Consider the following 18,162-nt stretch of genomic DNA (forward strand, 5'->3'; position numbering starts at 1 on the left):
AGTATCATGTCCAGGTCAACAGAAACTTTCCTCAAGGGAGATGGAGAGAACCTATGGCAGTTGTGCCCCGCCTGGCCTCAGCGGTGATGCTGCTGAGGAACGGACACGCTGGAACCGGAATGGAGGTCTTTATGGTTCGGCGTGTTGTCCAAAGCGAATTTATGCCTGATGTCTACGTCTTTCCCGGTGGCTCCATCAAGGCTGATGACCGCGCCGTCGAGGAGAGCGCTCAGCTCTGCGCCCCTGTTCCCGCCCGTGAAACTGTGGCCGACCCCGAGGGGCAGACAGCCCTGGGCACGGGAGCACGAGTGGCGGCCATTCGCGAGCTATTTGAGGAAGCTGGGGTCTTGCTGGCTTATCGCAATGGCTCGCTGCTGGCCCTGACGGAGAATGAGGCCGAGAGGGCGCGCTTCGCCGACTATCGCCGTGCCTTTCATGAGCGACGAGGCTCACTGGTCGAGCTGGCCCAGCGTGAGGGGTTGCAGCTAGCCACCGACCGGCTCCACTACTTTGCTCACTGGCTGACGCCGGAAGGCATGCCGCGCCGCTTCGATACCCACTTCTTTCTCGCCCTGGCTCCTGGCGAGCAGCAGGCTGTCTACGACCACCTGGAGACCAGTGACGGCCTCTGGATCAGGCCCGCCGAAGCCCTGGCCCGTTATCAGGAGGGTAGCTTCCCCCTGGTCTTTGCCACCTTGCGCCAGCTCGAAGAGTTAGCGGCCTTTGCCAGCGCCGAGGAGGCCCTGGCCTTCGCCGCCTCGCATTATGTGGCTCTCAAGCAGCCACGCCTGGTGCAGGAGGGCGATGGCTATCGCATCTACCTCCCTGGCGATGAACAGGGTTGGGAGGTGCCACCTCATATGACCCAGGGCTGAGCTGTAGGCCGTGACACTGTCTGGTCTGCTGGAGAAGCGCGTGAGAGAGAGGAGCATTATGGAACAGGAGCAGAAGCCACAAGAGGAAGCGCAGCCTTATACGCTGGTGCTGGCTCCCAATCCCTCGGTGATGACGGGGCCAGGGACCAATACGATCGTGGTTGGTGAAGGGACCACGGGAGCGCTTGTCATTGATCCAGCGGTCGACGAGCCGGCCTATCTGGAGCAGATCATTGCCGCTGGGGAGGCCCGTGGCGGCATCCGGCGCATTTTGATTACCCACGGCCATCCTGACCACTGCGGCGGTGCGGCGGCTCTGCGGACCCGGCTGGGGGCACCGGTACTGGCCTTTAGCCGCCAGGGGGTGGCCCTGGCCGATGAGGAGCTGAAGGATGGGGCGCGCCTGGCTGCTGGCGACGATACCCTGCGAGCCATCCACACGCCGGGGCATCGCTTCGACCATCTCTGCTTCCTCTTAGAGCGGGCTGGCATCCTGTTTGCCGGGGACCTGCTGGCAGGAGTGGGCACCGTAGTGATCGCTCCACCGGAGGGCGATATGGGGGCGTATCTGACCTCGCTGCGGCGTCTCCAGAGTCTGGAGTTGCGCCACATTGTCCCTGCTCACGGCCCGCTCATTCTTGATCCAGCTCGCAAGCTGGCCGAATACATCGAGCATCGCCTCCTGCGTGAGCAGCAGGTGATCACAGCCCTCGGCCAGTTCCCCCAGGGGGCAACCGTCGGTGACCTCGTGCCGCTTGTCTATGCCGACGTCTCACCGTCTCTTCACGCCCTGGCTGCTCAGTCTCTGACAGCTCATCTGCTCAAGCTAGAGCAGGAAGGGCGTGTTCACCGTCACGCTAGCGAGCGCTGGCTGTTAGGGCGCTAAGTCAGCTCCGCTCGCCTGCTGCTCGAAGGGGACCTTATCCGCTCTGTCTCGCCTGGCGAGCGCTGGCTGCCCGGCCTTGGCGCCAGCGCTGTTCTTTCTCCTGGAGAGAGAGCCGGAGCGGCTCTAGCGACGCAGGAGCAGGCCCAGAACGGCCACAGCGGCCAGGCCAAGGCAAAACCAGCCGGCGCTAAGCAGGTGAACGCTGGTCAGCAGATAGACGCTGGCGGCCAGGGCGCTCAGGCTTACAAGCGTCAGCGAGAGTGTGCCGCCGCGTCTCTCGCTACCGTTGGCGCCGCGCCCGGCTCCGGAGCGCGCACGTCGATTCCGTCCATTGGTCGGGGAATCGGCCAGGCGAATCTCAATCTGGCCGCTCTCGAAACGGGTAATGATGCGCTCCAGGGAGCGGGGCAGGGTCAACAGCGCGCGCCCATTCTCCAGCAGCTGGCGCAGCAGCTCCTGCAGGTTCTCTCCCAGGCGATCGGTGCTGAGGCCGAGAAACTTGCGCGCGTAGGGAGTGGCCACATCGATCAGGTTAAACTCCGGTGCCAGGCCAGTTGCCACGCCAGCCAGTACACTAATGGCGCGTCCTGTAAAGGCGAACTGAGCTGGAATCTGAAAAGGTTGCCCGTACAATAGCTGCTCGATATCCTGAGCAACATCCGACAGGTCCAGCTCGCGTGCCTCTCCCAGCGTCAAACCGTAGTACTGGTTGAGCATCAGCTCCAGGCCGTGCTCAATGGCCGTCAGATTGGCGTTTTCTCCCAGAAAGCCAAGGCGGCCCAGGGCATTGACCAGCGCCTGCGAGTCGCGGGCCACAAAGGCCAGGAAGAGATCGCGCATGGCCTTCTTCATACTCTTCGTAAGAGTGCCGACCATGCCGAAGTCGACGAAGGCGATGACGGGGTCATCCGGCGGGGAGCCACGCTTGACAAAGATGTTGCCCGGATGGGGATCGGCGTGAAAGAAGCCAGCTTCGAAGAACTGGAAGAAATAGGCTTCGACCGTACGGCGGGCGATCTCCAGCCGATTGTAGCCGGCGGCCTCCAAAGCAGCATAATCGTTGATCTTGATGCCATCGATCCATTCCAGGACCAGAACCCGCTTCGAGCTGTATTCCTCATAGACGCGTGGAATATAGATCTGGGGCTGATCGCGGAAAAGCTCACGAAAACGGCGAGCATTGGCGGCCTCGGTCAGATAGTCGATCTCCTCGTAGACCGTGCGGCGAAACTCACGATAGACGGCCATCAGGTCGATGAACTCGCTGGTGTCAACAAAGCGTGTGATGACCCAGATGACAAAGCGGATCGTGCTCAGGTCGGTATTGACCAGCTCCTCGATATGCGGACGCTGCACCTTGACCGCTACCGTTTCGCCACTGCCGGCGAGCGTGGCGCGATGCACCTGGCCGAGAGAGGCGGCGGCGGTCGCCTTGCGCTCCAGCATGCTAAAGACCTGCTCCACCGGCTTGCCGAGGTCGGCCTCGATGACCGAGACAACATGGCTGAAAGGGGCCGGCGGCACCTCGTCTTGCAGACTCCCGAGCACTTGCAGGGCCTGCTCCGGCAGCAGGTCGGCGCGCGCGCTCAGAAACTGACCCAGCTTGATCATCAGGACGCCGAGCTTGATGGCCGTCTCGCGGAAAGCCGTTAAGACCTTGATCAGGACTTCGATGTTAGGCTGAACCTCGTAGTGACCGCGCTGGTGGGCCCGAATCACTCGCCGACGCTCGCGGTAAATCACCCAGATGGTCCACAATAAGAGACGGGCGACGCGTAAGAAACGCGCCACCTGGGCTAGCCTATTGATCCGTGTAGGTCTGTGACGCATACTACCAGTGAAAACCTCTCTCCAGGTACAATAACACAGATATCTACGCCGTGCCCAGGGAAGCAGTTGAAGAGAGGGGACAGGCCAGCGCCTCCCGCTCACCTCCCCGCCTTCTTCTGGGGGCTTCCTGCTCTGGCTCTGGGCAAAGGTGAGTCAGAGAGAGCAGCGGGTGCCAGCGAGCGCTCTTCCTCCCTCACTCATCGCCCCTGACCGGACTGGTTAGCTCGTCAGGTCATCATCAAGCTGGATGGTTTTCGCCCTGGCCTCTACTGCCCGTGGCTTCACGGCTGAGACCACCCTTCCTGCCGCTGACCAGCAGGCACGTCATAGTACTACCAGACCAATAAGTAGAGAAAAAACGTTCTCATTCTGTTAAATGAAGCAGATAATAGGAGAGGAGCTTCTCTATGAGAAAGTGTTGTGGAGCAGCTTTTGCGGTAGCCGACGCTGAAGAGTGGAGTGTGCTGGAAGCAACTCGCAGCGCTCTGCAGGCTCTGGCGGGGCCGCCTCCCAGGGCGCGGGGCTTCGAGCTGCCGGGCGACCGTGTCCACTATGCTCCCGATCGTCCCGCCGATATCACCCATGTCAAGCTGGAGATCCGTCTTGACTTCGAGCATGAGACGGTCAGCGGCACCGCCTGGACCTCTTTTACTGCTCTCTATGACGAAGTACGCAACATCGCTTTTGACGCCGTTGACTTGCAAATCGAGCATGTGATGCTCGACAATGGGACCGCGCTGAGCTACAGCATTGAACCGGAGCGTCTCATCGTCACCCTGGATCGTCCGTATCACTACGGCGAGTCGTTCACTGTTGGCGTACGCTACTGGGCGCAGCCGCGCATCGGCTTGCACTTCAATAAGCCCACGTCCGATGATCCGACGCGGCCCGTCCAGGCCTGGACCTTCAGCCAGACCTGGTACCATCGCCACTGGTTTCCCTGCCACTGGGTACCCAACGACCGCGCTACCAGCGAGATCATTGTGACTGTGCCAGCGCAGTTCGTGACCCTCTCTAACGGCGAGCTGCTCAACGTGCGCGACAATGGCGATGGTACCAAAACCCATCACTGGCGCCATGACGTCCCCCATCCCGCTTATCTGATCTCACTCGTGGTTGGCGATTTCGCCGTCATCGAAGATCGCTACGGCGAGCTGCCCGTCAGCTACTATGTGCGGCCCGACCGCCGCGAAGATGCTCGCCTGCTGATGGGCAAGACGCCGGCCATGATCGACTTTTTCAGCCGCTACCTCAACTATCCCTACCCTTATCGCAAATATGCCCAGAGCGTCATCGAGGTCTATCGGGGGGCGATGGAGCATACGACGGCTACCACCCACAGCTTCATGCTCCTCTTCGATCAAAAGGCCGCTCTCGATGTGGGTGAGGATGGTCCCGTAACCACAGTTGCTCACGAATTGGCGCATCAGTGGTTCGGCGATCTGCTGACCTGCCGCGACTGGTCCGAAGGGTGGCTCAACGAAGGCTTCGCCACCTATTTAGAACATCTGTGGGTCGAGCACGATCGTGGCAGCGATGTGTTCAAGTGGATGATGATGGAGGCGGCTCAGCTCTACTTTGAGGAGGACAAGCACTATCGGCGTCCGATTGTCTATCGTGGCTACTACCGCGATGGTTTCGAACTGTTCGACCGTCACCTCTACAACAAGGGGGCCTGGGTGTTGCATATGCTGCGCCACCAGCTTGGTGACGCGGCCTTTCGCCGGGGCCTGCATGCCTATCTGGAGCGCTACCGCGGTCGCGAAGTGATCACTGCCGACCTGGAGCGCACCTTTGAGGAGGTTACCGGGCGTAGTCTGGCGCAGTTCTTCCAGCAGTGGCTCTATCAGGCGGGTTATCCTGCCTTCTCCGTTAGCTATGCCTGGGATGGCGAGCGGCATCTGGCCAAAGTGACGATCAGGCAGACCCAGGCCATCGATGATCTCACGCCCTGTTTTGTGACACCGGTTGACCTGGCTTTCAGCGTGCCTGTGGCTGATGGCAGCAACGAAACTCGCGCCGTCAAGCTGCAGGTGGTCGTTGGTGAAAACGGTGAGACCACGCAGACTTTCTTTGTGCCACTGGAGCGCGAGCCGGTGATGGTGCGCTTTGATCCCGACGGCTGGCTGCTGAAGACCCTCGAATTCGAGCGGCCTGCCTCCATGCTGCGCTACCAGCTGGCCCATGATCCCGACATCCTGGGACGCATCGAGGCGGCAGAGGCTCTGGCGAAGCAGGGAGATGAGGCCAGCCGTCGGGCTCTTGAGGAGGCACTCTTCACTGATCCCTTCTGGGGCGTGCGCTGTGCCGCGGCCAAGGCTCTGGGCGAATTGGGAACAGAGGCAGCGCAGGCCGCCCTCCTGCGGGCCTTGCATGAGTTAGAGGCGCGGCAGTGGTCGCGCGTGCGGGCCGCTGCCGCGCGGGCCCTGGGTGGTTATCAGGAGCCGCAGCAGAGCGCGCTGGCGCAGCGGGCGGCAGAGGCTCTGCGACCACTGGTCAGCGAAGGCGACGTCAGCTACCTCGTCGAGCGGGCGGCGGCGGAAGCCCTTGGCCGGACACGGGTGGCCGGGGTCTTTGACGTGCTGCAGCAGGCCATCACACGCCCATCGTGGCAAGCCTATGTGCAGCAGGGCATCTTTAAGGGTCTGGCCTGCTGCGGAGATGAACGGGCTATCCCCTTCCTCTTAGACTATCTCGATGCCAGCCGTCAACCGCCGCTGTGGCGACTGGCCGCGACACATGGTCTGCAAGCGCTGGCCCGCGAGCGTCATCTCTATCGTGAGGCTGCCTGGCAGCAGGCGGTGACTCGTCTCTGCGAGGCAGTCGAGCATGATCCCTGGGAGGCTGTGCGCCAGGGGGCAGCGCTCGCCCTCCTGCTCTTCGGCGAGCGCCGAGCCGTGCCCGCTCTGGAACGAGCCGCCGCGCGAGAACTGGAGACGCGTGTGCTGCGCAGCATGCGCGCGGCGCTCTATGTGCTGCGCAGCGCAGGACAGACGGAGGAGCAGCTCGGTCAGCTGCGTCAGGATCTGGAGACGCTGCGTGAGGAGAACCGCCATCTCAGGGAGCAGCTTGCCTCATTGGAGACGCGCCTCACTCAGGAAAGAACGAGCTAGAACGCGGAGAGTAATCCACCGGTGTAGTTGGACTGGATACGGACGAGCCGCCCAGAGTCTAAGGCAGGGGCAGCCTTTTCCTGGCTGGGCGGCTCTTTTGCTTCCTTACTCCCTATCCAAAAATGCTACCGTTGCCTCGTTATATGCACAAGCTCCGATATAATAAGCGGCACGTGCAACGTCTGTGGGGGTTCAAGCGTCCTGTATAGTAGAGGGGGAGAACCGCTGACTACGCAATAGTCCATGATTGCGAAAAGTTGCTGGCGGATTCAATCAAAAGATCATCTCTGCAACTCGCCGATGGCGAGCATTTACCATATGTCTTTCTCTCTGATCTTTTCCTTCCTAAAGAAAGGGAAAGAAAGGCTGGCCTTCAAGGCTCATCTTATCTCTGATCTTTATAAAGACTGTTGCCAATTCTGAATAGGCTAGTGGATCTGCAAAAGCATGGAGGGAAAACCTTGCCTGGGGTACGCGCTGTATCTTCTCCACCACGGCCACGTCGCGACGATCTCGCGGCCTGGGCCGAGGCCGACCTCTCCTCCCTTGGAGAGCGAGAAAAGCAACGTTACGAACAACGCAAAAATGCTGTAGTCGACTATTATACCACTGACAAGTCTATTGAAGAGATCACCCGGCAATATCGCCTCTCCTGGCAAACCTTAGAGCGGCTGCTTGAAAAATGTCTCAAGCGCCACCCAGATGGGCGCCTCTGGGGCTTCCGTGCCCTTCTTCCAGGAAGCCTGGTTGAAGAGAGTGTCGAGGCTCCGCTGACCAGCGTGCCAGCCCCGGCGCATGGCGGCCAGGAAAAGCCGTCAGAAGAGCAGAGTGAGGGGGAACAGTGCACCAATGATACGGGCCGGACCCCATCGGCAGCGGTAGAGGGGGAGGCGACGAGCGCAGACGAACTGGCTGAAGGAGAAGAACCGACAGTCAGATTAGAGGTCGTTCGAGGGGGGCGCATCCAGAGACAGTCGGATACTCTTGAGGCGATCGCCGCTGGCCAGGGCGAAGCGCACCCTGTCGATCAAGATCAAAACGGGCACAAGCGACGCCCAATCTCCCTGAGCGAAGAAGAGCCACCGGCCTCTGCAGAAGCAGAAGGCGACAACCATCCTCGCCCCGCTGAGCGAGCTAATCACGGGCAGACTGCCGCAGAAGAAGGAGAGGAGGCAGAGGGCGCTCAAGAAAGAAGAGCTGAAGCAGGGGAGGAGGAGGAGCAAACCCCGACTATTTCTCTAGAAGGGCCAGAGGAGGAAGAAGAAACCCCCACTCTCCCTCTGGAGGGTGAGCAGGCTCCAGAAGAGCCGGTCCCAGCTCGGGGCGATGTCAGCGCGCGAGGTCTGGCCGAAGCACCGACGCGCAGTTTGGAGGCAGAGATAGCCCAGGCCCCAGAAACGACAGCAGGCAAGGAGCAGGAGCCGCAACGTGGAACTGAGGCCGGAAGAGTAGCCAGCGAAGAAAAACTCTCCCCAGAGATCGACGAGCTGCCCACCACCCTGCTCGATGAGCGGATGCTGCCAGCTCCCCTGCAGGAAGAGGCTGAAATTGCCCTGTTCCCAGGCTGTGAGCGCGAGCTGGTCGATCTGGCCGCTGTCCCGACTACAGTTCTGCCGCTAGCCCCAGGCCAGGCCAGAGATAAGAAACGGCTGCCTCCGGGGATAGCAGCGCGGCGCCTCACCCAGCAGCTGCGTCGCCTTCGCGGGCGTCGCCGGGAGCGTACTCAGGTACAACGCAAGCGTTATCGCTTTCGAACCTATGTCACCCTGGCCATCCTGGTGGCTCTTATCATTGGCCTGCTTCCTCCGGTAGGCGCGGCTTTGGCCGCGTACAGCGCCTACAGCAACGTCAAAAGTCTGGCTGAAGATGGCGTCAAGCACCTCATGAATGTCAAGGATCTCCTCACGCTGGACAAAAACAATCCCCTGGCAGCCTTAGAAGCCGACAAGCTCCAGCGCGCCCAGCAAGAATTTCGTCTAGCGGGCAGCGACTTTCTCCAGCTCCAGCAGCTTGTCGATCGCGACGACGTACGTGAAGCGATTCAGCGCTTCGCCCCTGAGTATGCTTCCAGCCTCGACATGGCGCGGCACCTCGTGCAGGTAGCCCTCGACGTCTCGCGCATGGGCGATGAGATGAGCGGTGTCGGGCTGCTCGCCGCCAGCATCATCCACGGCTCGCCGCTCACCACCAGTAGCAATGCCAAACCGCTGCTCACCGCCCAGGACGTGGCCACCGTCCAGGGGGCGCTGGTGCACGCACTCTACTATATTGACGACATTGAGCAGCAGATGCGCTCCGTCGATCTCAAGCAGCTTCCCATGCTCAACGCCCACCAGCGCGAGCAAATCGCCGGCATCGTCAAAGTCCTTCCCACGGCCCAGAAGCAGATCAACCAGGTGCAGCAGCTCATTCCTCTGGCCTCCTGGCTGTTGGGAGTTGACGGACATCGTCGCTATCTGCTACAGACGATGGACAACGCCGAGCTGCGCCCCGGAGGTGGCTTTACCGGTCAGTATGGGGTTGTCGATGTGCAGAATGGTGTCGTTGGGGCGCTGGCCCTACGTGATGTTGCCAAGCTGGACTATGCCGGCAATGGCTTCCAGATGGGCCGGCAGGCCCCTCCGGGCTATAGCTGGATGCATATGGGTAACTTCGGCCTGCGCGACTCCAACGTCTCCGGTGACTACCCCACCACGGCGCGCATCAACATTCAGGTCTTCCAGGATGAAGGAGGCGGTCCTGTCGATGGAGATATCGCCTTCACGCCCACTTTCATCGCTCACATTCTTGATGTGACCGGGCCGATCGTGGTCAAGGACTACGGCGAGACTATTACCTCGCAGAACCTGGCCGATCGCCTGCATTACTATCAGCAGGACCCCGCCGGTATTGCGCGGCAAGAGCAAGTCACCGGCCAGGGTTTGCACGACGCCCGCAAAGCCTTCACCTCGCTGGTCGCCAAGTTGCTCCTGGACAAGGTGCGCCATCTGCCAGTCAGCAAGCTGCTGGACATCGTCAAAGGGGCGGTCCGGGACATCCAGGCCCGCGATCTGGAGCTGTACTTTACCAATCCCGCTGTCGAAGCCTGGCTGGTCCAACAGGGCTACTCTGGAGCAATCAACAGCTTCAAGAGCGTCGACGGCTTCCACGTTGTGCAGGCCAACATCAGCGTCAACAAAGCCAGTCAATACGTCCATAGCACCTTCCAGGACAACATTACGCTCGATGCCCAGGGAGGCGCCACCCATGATCTGACCATCATCCTGGAGTATGACCAGCGCGGCCCCGTCTACGGCTTCGACGCCTACACCGACTACATCCGCGTCTATGCCCCAGAGGGTGCCCAGCTCCTCGACGGAGGAGGTTTCGATTCCGGTCAGCCTGTCTGCAGCGCCAGCACTGGTCTTCCTAAAGCGACCACTGGCACCACTTCCACCTCCTCAAAGCCGCCAGCCACGGGCAGCAAATGCGATAGCTACAACTACATCCCACCCGACGGCTCGCGCTATTGTCCGAGCGGCAACTACGCCCTGGGGCCGCGTTACCAGAATCCTCCCGTTGACAGCGTCGGACCGCCAACGGCCCTGCAGAGTGACCTGCCCGGGCGGGCCATGTGGGGAGGACTGACGGTCACCCCGAAAAACTGTACTTCCTACATCCGGCTCTCGTGGTATGTACCGCATGCCCATATCAACCTGAAAAATCCGGCTGACATCTACAGCGTCCTGGTGGGCAAGCAAGGCGGCATGGTGCCGACCGTCGACATTACCATCGACGCCACAGCCCTGCATCTGAAGGGCGTCAGCACCCTGCACTATCACAGCGACATCCACAAGGACCAGGTGATCACGCTCAAGGGACCACAAACTGCGACGAAAACTGCTCCTAAAGCTGCCTCGAGCGCCAGCGCTCAGAGCAGCTCTACGGTAGCGGCGGCCTCATCCGCGACAGCCAGCCTGCTGCTGGCCCAGCTCGCCGCGGCACCCGCGCTTGTCATCGCCTGGCGGCGTCGCTAGCGCCTCTCTCAGCCAGGCCGGGGGCCATCCTGCCGGCTGTGGTCGCTGGCGCTCCTCGCTTAAAGAGACCGGCCCTCCTCTTCCCCCTGAGAGAAAGAAAAGGAGGGCCGGCGGCTCATCTTTACTCCTGGCCTTAATCTTCCCTGTGGGCTGGCGGCTTAGCGCAGCGATTCGATCTCACTTCGTGAAAATGCTCGTCGGTAAGAAGGCCCCGACGACCCAGTGAGGTGCATCCACCACCTCGCAGATCTTCAGATCCACCGCCACACTGCAGAGCATATAAGCGTCGCTGCGCGACAGGCCATAGTTGCGCTGCAGATGATCGATCATATGGCGGATCGCGTTGCGCGTGGCCTCCATCAGATCGGGGCCGATGCCGTCGGTCACATAGTACGGGGCCGTATTAGTGCGCTGGATAAGCGGGCCGCCCGTCAAATACTGTGGCTCTGGTACGGAACGATCCTTATGCACCGTCAGGCGTACGACTGCGTGCATCGGCGTCTCGATGGCGGTACCACAGACCTCGCCATCGCCCTGGGCGGCATGGCCATCGCCCATCGAGAAAAGCGCGCCGGGCACCTCCACTGGCAGGTAGAGGCGGGTCCCCTTCGTCAGATGGCGTGTGTCCATATTGCCGCCGTGGCGATAGGGCGGAATCGTCGGCAAAGCCCCTGGCTGGCCCGGCGCCACCCCGATCTCGCCACAGAAGGGCGCCAGCGGAATACGAATGCCGGGCGCGAACTCGGCCCAGCCATCGGCGCCGCCCTCCAGATGCCAGATCTTGAGAGCCGGCTCGGGGAACTCATCGGCCAGCAGGCCGAAGCCGGGAATCACTCCCGTCCAACCCCACTCGGCTGGCTGCAAATCAAGAAACTCCACCTCCAGCGTGTCCCCTGGCTCGGCCCCCTCCACATAGATCGGGCCGTGCACCTGATCCACGCGCGAGAAATCGAGCGAGCCAATGGCCTCAACCGTGCTATTGGCCTGGATCTGGCCGCAAGAAGCTTCCAGCATATCGAACTCCACCACCTCGCCCGAGCTAATGCGAGCAATAGGCGGGATACTGTGATCCCAGGCCAGATGCCACTGATCGCGCCGAATATGGATCGTGCGCCCTGCTTTTGGAATGTCTGTCGTCATGGCCGGTAGCAAGCTCCTTTCTTTGGCCGTAGTCGTACGTTCAGTTGGGTTCGGTTCAGTTCGGTTCGGCCAGGTCTTCACTGAAGCTGAACCATGCCCTTCATAAAGTGCCTGAGCTGGCCTGGTGGCAGCTCAAGCCGGCGCCGTGCCGCTGATCTACTGAGGCTGTCTGAGAGCGGTCGCCTCCGCAGCTGTCTCTGTATGTAGGCCCTCGCTCTCCTCCAGATGCAGACCGATGCGCTGGGCCAGACCGGGGCTGGCGATGATGCAGAGCAGTCCGAGCAGGAGCCAGGCCAGGGCCACATACGGAAAGATATTGTACGGCGGAGCCGGGACCGGGTAAATATTGCTGTAGAGCGTGTAGCCCAAGAAGACAATAGCGAGCAGCGGGATCAGCCACTGCCAGCTCCACACACGTCGACGCAGAAAGAAGAACCAGATAGCCCCTACGTTCGTCAACACATAGGCCACCAGGATCAGAAAGACCCCGATGGTGCCCAGATAGCCGAAGAGCGTCGCCCCCGTCATTCCCGGGGCCAGGCCCCAGATGCTCACCACTGCAAAATCAAAGAGCATGATGACCGCCACCGCCAGGGCTGGCGAGCCACTGCGTCGGCTGGTCGTTCCCAGGCGCTCCGTGATGAAGCCGTCGCGCCCCATCGCATAGAGGATACGCGCCCCGGCATTGGCCGTTCCCAGAGCGCTGGCAAAAGCGCTGATCGTCGCCCCGAAATCGAGCAAGACAGCCATCAGGCGCCCAACGTAGTGGCGCGCCAGATCATCGAGCGGAGCCGCCGACTGAGCAAAACTGGCGATCCCTGCCCGACTCAGACCAAAGCCCACCGTCTGAGCATAGGTCACGACAATGTAAAAAAGACCCGTTCCAAAGACCGCAGCCAGGATCGCCAGGGGAATGTTGCGGCGCGGATTGCGCGTCTCCTCGCCGAGCGTAGCCGCTCCCTCGAAGCCCGCAAAGGAGAGGAAGCCGAAGACCGCCGCCAGAGCCACGCTATTGAGTGGCTCTGCAGAGGGCGTAAAGGGAGCCAGCGAGAGCTGGCCAAGACTGCCCAGGCGAACCAGAATCACTACCACCAGCGCCACGATCAGCAGCACCGAAATACCCTCCATTGCCAGTGTCAGGCGCGTCGAGATCGTGATGCGGCTGTAGGCAAAGAACCAGATCAGCAGGCCCGCTACCAGAGCGAGCGGGAGCCAGCTCACGCTCCAGCCCAGGCCAGCCAGGAACGCCTGAGCGAAATTACCGACCTCAGCCGTTGAAGCACCAGTAAAAGCGAGGTAGGTGCCAAGCAAGGCCCAGCCCGAAAAAAAGCCGACGCGCGGCCCCAAAGCGATGCCATTAAAGGCATAGACCGAGCCGCTGTGTGCCAGATAACGGCTGAACTGGATAAACGAGAAGCTGGCCAGACCAACGGCGATAGTGGCGATTAAGAAAGCCAGCGGTACAGCGCTACCGGTAATCCCGGCGGCCAGCGAGCCATTGAGCGCCATCGCCGCAGTGGGCGCCATAATACCGATAGAGAGCGCGATGCTCTCCAAAAACGACAATTCACGGCGAAGACCGCTTTTCTCTGGCTCCAAGTGCAACCTCCTGATATCAGGGCGCAGAGAGGCACCCGACGCGACAGGCTAAGGGGCAGAGCAGAGCTTCTATCGGCTGCCTGTCCACGCCAGCACTGAGGACAGCCCCATGCAACAGTGAAGCTGCCCGCTTGAAAGGATAATCTATTTCGCCTCGGAAGGCAACCTCCAGGCGGGCAGCGATGGGGGCAAAGGGCGGGCCGGGCGGGCCGGAGCGAAAGAGAAGACAGAAGCAGCACCTCTCAGGCAGGAGAGGGGGAGAGAAGAAGAGAGCCGGCGCTGCCATCGGTCCTGGCCTGAAGCAGTGGCCTGCTCAATCAGAGCATAGCCAGCTGTTGACCAACCAGCGAGGAGTCAGCAGGCGGGGAGCTGGTGGCGTCGGGCTGCTCGCCCATGCTCAGCGGCGAACGGCTCGCCTGCCCTTGCACCGGGCCGGGGCCGGGGCCGGCGCAGACAAGGCGCTAGCGGCGCTGCGCGGCGATGAACGAAGCATACCACTGGCCGCTATCCTTAATAATGCGCCGCTGGCTAGGATAATCGACGTAGACCAGCCCGAAGCGCTTGCTGTAGCCGAAAGCCCACTCAAAGTTGTCCAGCAAGGACCAGACCATATAGCCCTTGAGTGGCACCTGCTGAGCGAGCACGCGGCTCAGCGCCTCGATATGCAACTGCAGATAATGAATCCGCTGCCAATCGTGAACGCCCTCGCCGGTGTGCCAGTGATCCTCGAAGGCCGCGCCATTTTCTGTCACCACCAGGGCCTTGGGAGCATACTCACGGTGGAGGCGTGTCAGAATCACTTCCAGTCCTTCAGGAAAGATCTCCCAGCCCATAGCGGTATACGAAGCTCCGGGAATGCGCTCGACCACCTCATAGCTGACATTCCCCGAAGGAGTGGCGGCGGACCCGGGTCCTGCGCCGCGCACAAGCATGCGACTATAGTAATTGACGCCCAGGAAATCCAGCGGGGTCGCGATCACCGCCAGATCGTCCGCCTGGATCAAAGGAGGCGTCACATCCAGCGTACTGAAGAGCAACTCGGGATACTCGGCATGAAATAGTGGATCAAGAAACCAGCGATTGCGGAAAGCGTCCGCCTGCTGGACGGCGGCCAGCGTCTCGGGACGCTCATCCGCGGCATAGACCGGGTAGAAATCGAGGGCGATACCGATCTGCGCCTCGCGCGGAAGCAGCGAGCGCAGGCACTGTGCAGCCAGGCCGTGAGAGAGCAGAATATGATGGCCGGCGTGGATAGCGAGCTGCTTATCATGCATGCCGGGGGCATGGATACCCAGAGCATAGCCCAAATAGGAACTGCACCACGGCTCATTATGCGTGAGCCACCAGCGGACGCGATCGCCCAGGCGGCGGGCTACCACCTCGGCATACTCGGCGAAGGCCTGAGCAGTGTCGCGCACGAGCCAGCCGCCGCGGTCCTCAAGAGCGGCGGGCAAGTCCCAATGATAGAGCGTAACCAGCGGCTCAATACCCCGGGCGAGCAAGGTATCCACCAGACGCTCGTAGAAAGCAAGGCCCCGCTCATTGACGGGGCCGGTTCCCTGGGGCAGGACCCGCGGCCAGGAGATCGAAAAGCGGTAAGCGCGCAGATTCAGGCGAGCCATCAGCGCCACATCTTCCTCCATATGGTGATAGTGGTCGGCGGCCACCTCGCCAGTCTGGCCCTGGAAGATCGCTCCTGGCCGGGCCACAAAGCGATCCCAGATAGAAGGGGCGCGTCCATCCTCGCGCGCCGCGCCCTCGATCTGATAAGCCGACGTGGCGGCTCCCCAGAGAAAACCGGGCGGGAAGCCGCCAGCCAGGTCACTGCCCCCTGCCAGAGAGGCGGGGAAACTACGATGGTCCTGTGGACGACCGGTAATGCTCATTGATCCTCCTTAATAGAGGTGGCAGCTGGAGGTAGCTCAGCCTCCTCTCCTACCTCCTGTCTGACCTGCCACCTGAATCTATATGCTTCCATCCCTGGATGAATAGATGCATCCATTCATACCTGCATGAATAGTGACAAGAAGAAAGAGCGATAAATGATAAATTGCATGCTCCAGATGAAGCTGGGTGAAGAGATCAGTCAGGCAACCACAGCTCTGGTCTTGAGCAGTTTGCGCAGCTTACGCGGCATAGCCTGGCGCAGGCTTGGGTTGGCTAGCTCATCGATGCCGAAGTTGACTAGCGTCAACGCGCCGCAGACAAGGGCCACGCAGACACCGGCTGGCACAAACAGCCACCACTGGCCCGTGATCAGGGCCCCATTCAACTGGGCCCAGAAGAGGATCGAACCCCAGCTGGCATGCGAGACATCGCCCAGGCCGAGAAACTCCAGGGCTACCTCCGCGCCAAGGGCGTAGACGAAGGTACCGACGTAGGTAGAAGCGACCAGCGCGATCTCGTTGGGCAGGATCTCCAGGAAGATCGTGCGCCAGGTTACCTCACCCATTGAGCGCGCTGCCGTCACAAACTCGCGCTCCTTCAGCGAGAGCGTCTGTGAGCGCAGCACGCGTGCCCCGTAGGCCCACGAGGTGAAGAGCAGCACCATGGCGATCACAAACTCATTCTTACCCACGCCACTGGCATTGGCAAGCGAGGCCAGCACAATGGCCAGCGGCAGGCCGGGCAGTACCAGGAAAACATTGATCAGCAGCGAGAGCGCCTCATCGATCAGGCCGCCGAAGTAGGCGGAGCTGAGGCCAAAGATCACCTGCAATAGGGTGGAGCCGGTAGCGGCCACAAAGCCGATCAGCAGCGAGACACGGGCCCCATAGGCAATCTGCGAAAACATGTCCTGCCCCAGGCTCGTGGTCCCCAGAATATGCTCAGGGCTGGGCGGCTGAGCACCCTGGGCTACCTGGCTTTGAGGACCATCCGGCGGATAGGGCGTCAACAGAGGGGCGGCCAGGGCCATCAGCACAAAGAGCAGCAAGATTCCCAGGCCCGCCGCAATCTTGGGATTGCGGTAAAGCAAACGCAGAGCATTGAGGAATGGCCCACGATGACGTTGATCGGCCTGCTCGATCAACGCCGCTGTATCGACTGGAGACTCCCCAAGATTGGTCACTTGCATCGCTAAGCCCTCCCATGTCGGATGCGTGGATCAAGCACGCTGTAGACCAGCTCAGCCAGGAAATTCGCCGCCAGCACCGTCAGAGCTACTACCAGGAAACCACCTTCGACCAAAGCGTAATCGCTTTCCGAGGCACCGCGGAACAGATGGTAGCCGATGCCTGGATAATTGAAGACGATTTCTGTCAGCAGGGAACCACTGACCACCAGGCCCAGCGAAATTGAGAAGCTCGTGATGCTGGGCAGGATCGCATTGCGAGCTGCATAGGCAAAGACCACCCGCAATGCGGGCAGCCCCTTGGCCTGGGCCATCAGCAGGTAGTCCTCTGAGAGCGTGGTCACCATGGCGTTACGCATAGTCAGCACCCATTGGGCCAGCGACCCAATGATCAGCGTGATCACCGGCAAGGCTGCGTGTTGTACCATGCTGAGGATGAAATCAAGACTCCACTCCGGCCCATTAGGAAAACTGCTCAGATCATAGGCATCGCTGGTTGGAAACCAGCCCAGCATCATGCCGAAAACATAGAGCAGAGCCAACGCCATCCAGAAGTAGGGGATAGCGGACAGGAAGGTCAGGGCCGGCGGCAGCGTTGTATCGTACCAGGAGCCACGGCGCCAGGCGAACAGAACCCCGAGCAAAGTTCCGATAATAAAGCTCAGTAACACAGCAGCTCCCACCAGGCAGATCGTCCAGGGCAAACTCTGAGCAAGGATCTGGGCGACAGGGGTGGGAAATTCCGAAGTCGAGGTCCCGAGCTGACCGTGGAGCAGCGCATTCAGGTAATCCAGGTACTGATGCCAGAGTGGAACTGAAGGGTCGGCGCCGAACTCTTTACGCAGGGCTGCAATTGTCGCCGGAGTCAGTCCCTGGTTCTGCAACTTGGCGATATAGTTCTGCAGCGGATCACCAGGCATCAGGCGCGGAATAACAAAGTTAAAGGTAACGGCAGCCCAAAGAGCAATCAGGTAGAAGCCTGCGCGCCTCAACAGGTAGCGCATACATCACTCCTTTGACCGAAAGTCAGGACAGGATAGGAACAGTGCTGCATTCCTCCAGAGTGAAGAGAGAGGCTGACGCTGACCGGCTGAGCAGGAAAGGAGCCTACCTGGACAGTGGCCAGAGTGCGCAGAGAGTACCGTCCTTCCACCCCCGCTATTGGGGGTGGAAGGACGTCCTGGAAGAACGCACTACGAAAGGACAGGCCAGAAGCAACGCTACGATCAGGAGGCTGGCTTCAGATGCAGGATGACGTTTGCTGCATCGGGCAACTGATATGGCGGACCAACATCGTACGGATTGCTATCATCAGGCCAGCCGGTCCAATGCTTGGTGGTGTACTCGTCCCAGTCCACATTGACCGTCAGCGGGATGGCCGGCAGCTGCTCGACCATGATCTTCTCGATCCCCTGAATGGCCTGCTTCTGGACATTGGGATCGGTCGACGTCATGTACTGCTTCAGCAGCTGGTCGACCTGGGTGGCCAGCGCCCCAGCGGTGTGCGTATCCCAGCGCTCAAAGTTCGAGCCGGAGACTGACTTCCCGATCGGGCCGGAGTTGCTGCTGCTGAGCATATCGCGATAGGGGTAGTAGGGGGTGGGACCCTTGTCAGTCCAGCTGATGGCGG

The 18,162-nt window shown here is 60.9% G+C and carries 10 protein-coding genes and 1 pseudogene; 4 read left to right on the forward strand and 7 right to left on the reverse strand.

Annotation, left to right across the window (positions count from 1 at the left end; translation table 11 throughout):
• The first annotated feature begins 53 nt into the window (after positions 1–53).
• Both A4R35_RS16790 and A4R35_RS16795 read left to right on the forward strand, forming a co-directional pair.
• The gene (locus tag A4R35_RS16790) at positions 54–875 is read left to right on the forward strand and encodes an NUDIX hydrolase (protein ID WP_112431358.1); all 822 of its coding nucleotides are present in this window, start codon (positions 54–56) and stop codon (positions 873–875) included.
• A gap of 58 nt (positions 876–933) precedes the next feature.
• On the forward strand, positions 934–1,761 hold the full coding sequence (locus A4R35_RS16795) for an MBL fold metallo-hydrolase (protein ID WP_112431360.1): 828 nt from the start codon (positions 934–936) through the stop codon (positions 1,759–1,761).
• 123 nt (positions 1,762–1,884) lie between these two features.
• Here the strand turns inward: A4R35_RS16795 and A4R35_RS16800 are convergent, their stop codons facing one another.
• On the reverse strand, positions 1,885–3,591 hold the full coding sequence (locus tag A4R35_RS16800; RefSeq protein WP_112431362.1) for an ABC1 kinase family protein: 1,707 nt from the start codon (positions 3,589–3,591) through the stop codon (positions 1,885–1,887).
• 407 nt (positions 3,592–3,998) lie between these two features.
• On the opposite strand from A4R35_RS16800, the gene A4R35_RS16805 reads away from it, so the two are divergent.
• Together A4R35_RS16805 and A4R35_RS16810 are read left to right on the forward strand one after the other, a co-directional pair.
• A complete protein-coding gene (locus A4R35_RS16805; RefSeq protein ID WP_112431364.1) occupies positions 3,999–6,704 on the forward strand; it encodes a M1 family aminopeptidase in 2,706 nt (901 codons plus the stop codon).
• Between the two features lie 461 nt (positions 6,705–7,165).
• The gene (locus A4R35_RS16810; protein WP_112431366.1) at positions 7,166–10,720 is read left to right on the forward strand and encodes a DUF4012 domain-containing protein; all 3,555 of its coding nucleotides are present in this window, start codon (positions 7,166–7,168) and stop codon (positions 10,718–10,720) included.
• 177 nt (positions 10,721–10,897) lie between these two features.
• Here the strand turns inward: A4R35_RS16810 and A4R35_RS16815 are convergent, their stop codons facing one another.
• From A4R35_RS16815 to A4R35_RS24350, 6 genes and pseudogenes are all read right to left on the reverse strand, one after another.
• Positions 10,898–11,860: an acetamidase/formamidase family protein gene (locus tag A4R35_RS16815; protein WP_112431368.1), complete on the reverse strand. Its 963-nt coding sequence runs from the start codon at positions 11,858–11,860 to the stop codon at positions 10,898–10,900.
• A 156-nt stretch (positions 11,861–12,016) separates the two neighbouring features.
• Complete coding sequence (locus A4R35_RS16820) at positions 12,017–13,459, reverse strand: APC family permease (protein ID WP_112431370.1); 1,443 nt, start codon at positions 13,457–13,459, stop codon at positions 12,017–12,019.
• Between the two features lie 461 nt (positions 13,460–13,920).
• The gene (locus A4R35_RS16825) at positions 13,921–15,345 is read right to left on the reverse strand and encodes a GH1 family beta-glucosidase (RefSeq protein WP_112431372.1); all 1,425 of its coding nucleotides are present in this window, start codon (positions 15,343–15,345) and stop codon (positions 13,921–13,923) included.
• 200 nt (positions 15,346–15,545) lie between these two features.
• Complete coding sequence (locus A4R35_RS16830; protein ID WP_112431374.1) at positions 15,546–16,535, reverse strand: ABC transporter permease; 990 nt, start codon at positions 16,533–16,535, stop codon at positions 15,546–15,548.
• A gap of 2 nt (positions 16,536–16,537) precedes the next feature.
• Positions 16,538–17,536 carry an ABC transporter permease gene (locus tag A4R35_RS16835; protein WP_112431376.1) on the reverse strand — a complete coding sequence of 333 codons (999 nt, stop codon included), beginning with the start codon at positions 17,534–17,536 and terminating at the stop codon, positions 16,538–16,540.
• A 222-nt stretch (positions 17,537–17,758) separates the two neighbouring features.
• Positions 17,759–18,162: pseudogene (locus A4R35_RS24350) on the reverse strand (ABC transporter substrate-binding protein); the annotation flags it as partial.

The organism is Thermogemmatispora tikiterensis, assembly GCF_003268475.1.
GTDB lineage: Bacteria > Chloroflexota > Ktedonobacteria > Ktedonobacterales > Ktedonobacteraceae > Thermogemmatispora > Thermogemmatispora tikiterensis.